3 protein-coding genes and 1 riboswitch are annotated in these 3,222 nt (G+C 42.1%); of the genes, 2 read left to right on the top strand and 1 reads right to left on the bottom strand.

Going from position 1 to position 3,222, the window contains the following annotated elements:
- Both rpsD and metK read left to right on the top strand, forming a co-directional pair.
- A partial coding sequence (gene rpsD, locus IJS99_00150; protein ID MBQ7560230.1) for a 30S ribosomal protein S4 occupies positions 1-601 on the top strand: 601 nt, incomplete at its 5' end.
- 22 nt (positions 602-623) lie between these two features.
- A riboswitch (SAM riboswitch) is annotated at positions 624-734 on the top strand.
- A gap of 90 nt (positions 735-824) precedes the next feature.
- Positions 825-2,027, top strand: a complete 1,203-nt coding sequence (metK, locus tag IJS99_00155) for a methionine adenosyltransferase (GenBank protein ID MBQ7560231.1) — start codon at positions 825-827, stop codon at positions 2,025-2,027.
- Positions 2,028-2,081: 54 nt separating this feature from the next.
- On the opposite strand, the gene IJS99_00160 is transcribed toward metK, so the two are convergent.
- Complete coding sequence (locus tag IJS99_00160) at positions 2,082-3,095, bottom strand: Coenzyme F420 hydrogenase/dehydrogenase, beta subunit C-terminal domain (protein MBQ7560232.1); 1,014 nt, start codon at positions 3,093-3,095, stop codon at positions 2,082-2,084.
- Positions 3,096-3,222 lie beyond the last annotated feature (127 nt).

Genomic DNA, 3,222 nt, shown 5'->3' on the forward strand with positions numbered 1-3,222 from the left:
AAGAGAGCCGAGATTCAAATTATGCCGACATCTGGGTGTGAACGTATGCGGACACCCTAAGGCTTTAAAGCGTACAGATACAAAGAAAACCGCAGCCGCCGCAGCAGCCCGTACAGGTCAGAAAGTTTCACAATATGGCCTACAATTAATGGAAAAACAGAAAATTAAAGCATATTACGGAATTCTTGAGAGACAGTTTGCACGTTATTTCGATATGGCTAAAAAGAGTCAAGAAATGACAGGTGTAGCACTGTTAAAAGCTCTTGAATGCAGATTAGACAATCTTGTTTATAGAACAGGTTTCGCGCGTTCAATCAGGCAGGCAAGACAGCTCGTGAGTCACGGCCATGTCTTAGTAAACGGCGCAAAAGTTGATATTCCTTCGTTCGGAGTCAAAGTTAATGACGTTATCAGCCTCAAAGAAAAAACCCGCACAAATCCATTAATAGAAAGCAATTTCACCGGGCTTGTGTCATTCAACGTGCCTTATTTAGAGAAGGATAAATCACAATTCAGCGCGAAATTAATTCGTGAGCCTTTACGTGAGGAATTACCAATTGATGTAAACGAAATTCTCGCAGTTGAGTTATACTCAAAGTAGCGATTAATTATTAATATATTAACTCTTATCGAGAGAGGTGGAGGGACCGGCCCTATGAAGCCCGGCAACCTGTTGAGATTTATATATGCAGGTGCCAATACCGGCAGCAAATTTCTAAGCTGGATGATGAGAGAGAGACAAAGAAAGCAAAATATCAGCGCACTCTCTTGAATTTTCCGGGGGTGCGTTTTATTTATATTATTATGGGAGGTAAATATTTATAATGTCAGAAAAATTTATTTTCTCGTCCGAGTCAGTTACTGAAGGACACCCCGACAAAGTAGCCGATCAGATTTCAGACGGAGTACTTGACGCGATCTTAAAAGATGACCCTATGGGACGAGTCGCCTGTGAAGTCCTTGTATCTACCGGCCTTGTCGTAGTAGCAGGCGAAATCAGCACAAAAACTTATGTCGATATTCCCAAAATTGCACGCGAAACTATTAATCAAATCGGTTATACTCGCGCAAAATACGGTTTTGACGGTGAAACCTGCGCAGTTCTCACAGCCATAGACGAACAGTCCGGGGACATTGCACAGGGAGTAAATAACGCTATTGAAGTCCGAGACGATAAAGATTTATCAGAAAACGACATAGCTAAAACCGGAGCAGGAGATCAAGGCATGATGTTCGGTTATGCCTGCAGCGAGACTAAAGAGTTTATGCCCATGCCGATCGCACTAGCTCATTCGCTTTCAAGACAGCTCGCAAAAGTCCGCAAAGACGGCACACTATCTTATTTGAGGCCGGACGGGAAGACTCAAGTTTCATTACGCTATGAAAACCGCAAAGCAGTTCACGCTGATACAATCGTAGTATCTGCACAGCATCACCCCGAGGCAACTTTAAAGCAAATCCGAGCCGACATTATCGAACATGTTATAACGCCCATAGTTCCCGCAAATTTAATTGACGCTAATACAAAAATTTTCGTGAATCCCACCGGGCGGTTCGTGAAGGGCGGACCGATGGCTGACTCCGGCTTGACTGGACGAAAAATTATTGTCGATACTTACGGCGGCTGGGTACCACACGGGGGCGGGGCTTTCTCCGGTAAAGATCCCACTAAAGTAGACAGGAGCGGCGCATATATGACTCGTTATGCCGCAAAAAATATTGTCGCTGCGGGAATTGCCGACGAGTGTCAAATTCAAGTCGCTTATGCAATCGGAGTCGCTGAACCTGTTTCACTCAATGTAAACACTTTCGGGACTGGTAAAATCAGCGATGAGAAAATTTCCGAACTCCTGAGAGAACATTTTGACTTCAGGCCGGCCGCTATAATTCGCGATTTGGATTTGAGAAAGCCTCAATATAAAGCACTCGCAGCTTATGGGCATATGGGACGTATTGATTTACCTGTTTTGCCGGGCTGGGAGAAGACTGACAGAGCCGACGAATTAAAACGAGCAGCAGGAATATAATATTAAATTCCCTCTCTTGAGCGCATGAATTTATCAGGAGAGGGGAGAATTTTTTTATTTATGCAAAATCTTGCGCTTTATGAATTTCTTGACTCGTGAAGGAATAAATTTTTTAGCACGATTTAAAATTTTTTTCGCGTAAAATCTCATATAACCGCCCTCATGATTGATTATTGCCCTGTGAAGTCCGACACTCTTTAAATCATCGCAAAATTTCTTGTAATCTTCAGGCTTGCTGCGAGTTTTATAATACATTCTATTATGTTCTATAATGAAATCTAAATCAGCAGGCATTAACGCAAAATTATTCGTGTCAATCATGTTAATTAAATCTTGGCCGCGTTCACTATTCACGATAAATATAGATACTCCGTCGGGATTATAGCCGTCCATTTCAGGAGTCAAGCCCCAGTAATCGCCGATTGTTATATCTGACCGGTGATTAACGCCTCGAAATTTGCACGAGTAACAGACTTCACGCGAAAATGTGCCAAACGCCCGCCCATAATCTGATTTATAGAATTCTGCGCAAAATGTCCGGCCGTCTTCAAAATCTGCTTTAATATACATGGGAGTCCAGCCTAATTTTTTATATCTGACAGTAAAATTTTTTATTCTTGAATTAAATTTTTTAGTGAGTGAGTCTATATATTGCGAATGTACTTCTTTCAAAGTCGGCCCATAACATATTAAATCAATCGTGTATAAATTCGAATCATTTATATTATTTGCCCTGATAAAAGACTTTAACGCCGCTGCATCACAGCCAAGCCCGATAAATAAAACTTTCTGCCCAGTCTTTAATTTTTCCGCTATGAACGGCCATAATTTTTTGTCAGGTGCAATAATTTTATTTGTCTCGACATATTTAGAGCCTTTGAGACGTGATAAATTTTCGACTCTATCAATGCAGGCAAATTCAGCAGATCTGAAATCTGACGAGTAACAAGCCCCGATAACGACTCCGCCCTGTTTAATAATTATTTCTGATAAAACAATCGCCGCCCCTCCTGATGATGACTCTAATAATTTTTCACGCTCCCGAAAATAGCCCGAATATGCACAAATCGCCCGCGTCCGTTCGTCCTGACTCCTGACTTCTGACTCCTGACTCCTGACTCCTGACTCCTGACTCCTGACTCCTGACTCCTGACTCCTGACTCCTGACTCCTGACTCCATTATATTATTTATCAC

The organism is Synergistaceae bacterium, assembly GCA_017444345.1.
Classification (GTDB): Bacteria; Synergistota; Synergistia; order Synergistales; family Aminobacteriaceae; genus JAFUXM01.

Bases quoted from the DNA above. Each gene is read 5' to 3' on its own strand.
- metK (MBQ7560231.1), top strand. From the start codon at position 825: ATGTCAGAAAAATTTATTTTCTCGTCCGAGTCAGTTACTGAAGGACAC.